This is a genomic window from Sphaerotilus sp., assembly GCF_031429695.1.
In the GTDB taxonomy this organism is placed as follows: Bacteria; Pseudomonadota; Gammaproteobacteria; order Burkholderiales; family Burkholderiaceae_C; genus Sphaerotilus.
On sequence record NZ_JANPAB010000084.1, the window covers coordinates 1 to 2837 of the forward strand.

At 66.7% G+C, this 2837-nt stretch carries 2 protein-coding genes and 1 pseudogene; 1 reads left to right on the forward strand and 2 read right to left on the reverse strand.

Features of this window, described 5'->3' with window-relative positions:
* The coding region (locus tag RMP06_RS16605; protein ID WP_310462908.1) for an IS66 family transposase at nt 1-178 on the forward strand (178 nt) is incomplete at its 5' end.
* Nucleotides 179-256: 78 nt separating this feature from the next.
* Here the strand turns inward: RMP06_RS16605 and istB are convergent.
* On the reverse strand, nt 257-1096 hold the full coding sequence (gene istB / locus RMP06_RS16610) for an IS21-like element helper ATPase IstB (RefSeq protein ID WP_310462907.1): 840 nt from the start codon (nt 1094-1096) through the stop codon (nt 257-259).
* Nucleotides 1093-2593: pseudogene (gene istA / locus RMP06_RS16615) on the reverse strand (IS21 family transposase). Before istA ends, istB begins: the two are co-directional and overlap by 4 nt.
* Between the last annotated feature and the right edge of the window lie 244 nt (nt 2594-2837).

The window sequence follows — 2837 nt, forward strand, 5'->3', positions numbered from 1 at the left end:
CGGCAGCCAGGCCGACCGGCCCGCCGAGAACCGGGATCCGCCCTGGAGCGGCACGCTAGTGTGCGACCGCTACGGCGGCTATGACGTGGTGCTCGACCCCAAGGTCTTCCCGCAGCGCGTCTCGGCCGCCTGCGCGGCGCATGCGCGGCGCAAGTTTGTGGCGCGTCAATCTGGCTGAGAGGCGCGCGACAATCTGGATGAGAACAGTGTCGCGGCGCGACCATCATGCCCGACAGTTGATTGTCGCGGGGCGGCTCTATGCGACAGGCGGGTGCTCACCGGGTTGAGACCCGCCGACATTCTTCGGTGTCGCATAGCTGGCGGGCCGTCCTGCACCGACTTGCTTGCGTTCAATGGCGGTGCGCCGACGGTAGCTCTCCACGTTCATCTCGAAGATGGTGGAGTGGTGGACAAGCCGGTCCACAGCGGCCAGGGTCATGGCGGGATCCTGGAAGACTTTTCCCGATTCACCGAACGGCTGATTGGCCGTGATGATCATCGAGCGCCGCTCGTAGCGCGTGCTGATCAGCTCGAACAGGGCGGACGATTCCGCCTGGTCCTTGCTGACATAGGCCAGGTCGTCCAGGATCAGCACGTCGAAGCGGTCGAGTCTGGTCAGGGCCGCCTCCAATGCCAGCTCCCGGCGGGCCACCTGCAGACGCTGCACGAGATCCGAGGTCCGCGCGAACAGCACACGCCAGCCCTTCTCCAGCAGCGCCAGGCCGATGGCTGAGGACAGGTGCGACTTGCCGCCGCCCGGTGGTCCCAGCAGGAGGATGTTGGAGCCATTGCGCAGCCATTCGTCGCCAGCGCAAAGCGCCATCACCTGGGCCTTGGAGACCATGGGCACGGTGTTGAAGTCGAAGTTGTCCAGCGTCTTGCCCGGCAGCAGCTTGGCCTCGGCCAGGTGCCGCTCGATGCGCCGCCGGTCGCGCTCGGCCAACTCGTTCTCGGCGATCACCGTGAGCAGCCGGGCGGCCGGCCAACCCTCCTTGTCCGACTGTTCGGCGAAGCTGGCCCAGAGCTGCTTGGTGGCCGGCAGGCGCAACTCCGACAGCAGCAGTGTCAGCCGCGCGGCATCGAAGGTCTCGTTCATGCCGACACCTCCATCAGGACGTCGTAGGAACTCAGCGGTGCCAGTTGCACCGAGACGTCCGGCAAGCGGGCCGGATCCGGCGCGAAGCGGGCCAGCAAGGCCAGGATGTCGGGCAGGCGCCGATGCGCCAGATCATCGGTCAGCACGGCCGCCAACTGCGCCTCGCAGGAGCGGTCGTGCGCCAGGCTCAGCAGCGCCACCATCAGCTTGCAGGCCGCTCGCTCGGGCAACTCCTCGCACAGGAACTCGAACGTTCGGCGGTAGGCCTGCCGGGGGAAGAGCTGGTCGCGGTAGACCAGGCTGAGCAGCGCCATTGGTTTGCGCCGCAGCGCATGGATGACGTGGTGGTAGTCGACGACGTGGCCGTGCTTGCCGTTGGCACCACTGCGGCCGCGCTGCAGTGTCATCAGCAAGGTCGCGCCCAGCAGCAACTCCAGCCGGTCGTCATAGAGCCGAACGCGCACCCGATGCCCGATCAGCCGGGAGGGCACGGTGTAGAAGACCTTGCGCAGCGTGAAGCCGCCCGACGAGGTGATGCAGACGAAGGTCTCCTCGTAGTCGCAGGTGCGCGTCGGCGGCAAGGGCTGCAGCAGCGAACGTTCGGCGTCGATGCGAGGGCCGTTGCGGGTGTTCTTGCGGCTGACGATCTCGTCGATGAATCGGCGGTAGGCGGCCAGGTCGGCGAAGTCCACGGCACCGCGCAGCAGCAGTGCGTCGCGCACCGCGTGCTTCAAGTGCCCGTGCGAACTCTCGATGGCGCCGTTCTCGTGGGCCACGCCGCGGTTGTTGCGGGTGGGCTCCATCTGGTAGTGCGCGCACAGGGCGTCGTAACGCGAGGTCAGGTCCTCGCGCGCATCGGCGTCGAGATTGCGGTACGCCGCCGACAGGCTGTCGCTGCGATGCTCGCGCGGCGCCCCACCCAGCGCCCACAGCGCGTTCTGCAGGCCTTCGGCCAGCGCGACGTAGCTCTCGCCGCCCAGGATGACGTGGGCGTGCTCGAAGCCCGAGCACACCAGTCGGAAGTGGTACAGCCGGTGGTCCAGCGGCAAGCCGGCCACGCTGACGGCCAGGTCGCCCATCTCGGTGAAGTCGGACTGCCCCATGCGACCGGCCTCATGCACCTGGCGGAACATCACGTCGCGTTCCTCGCCATGCAAGGCACGCCAGGCGCGGATTCGGCGCTCAAGGGTCCGGCGAACGCCGGCAAGGAGTTCGGGATGGCGCCGCCGCAACTCGTCGAAGATCGCTATCGGCCGGATGCCGGGGGCGGCCTGCAGCAGCGGGACCACTTCGCTCTCGAAGATCGAGACCAGCGGATCGGCGCGCCGTCGCTCGCGCCGGGGCTTCTTGTCGGAAGGCAATCGTGGATCGTGCTCGAAGCGGTAGGCCGTGGCCACGCTGATACCTGCCTGGGCAGCCGCTACCGGTAGCGTCTTGGAGACGCCTGAGTTTCATGAACAACCTCATCTGGTGATCGTGGATGTGACTTCCCGGCACGAAGGTCCTCGCAAGGTCGAGAAACCTCTTCATACCGGACTCACCGCGATCACCGACGAAGCGCCCCACGGGCAGATCCTCGCCAGCGGGGTGGGAGCCTGTCGGGTGTCCTGATCTAATGATTTCGCACACACCGATAGGTGGAAATCACCTGGGCAACGAACGTGACGAACACGAAACGAAGAGTCTTTGACGCGAGCTTCAAGCTGCAGGTCGTGCAGATGATCCGGTCGCAGGGCCTGGG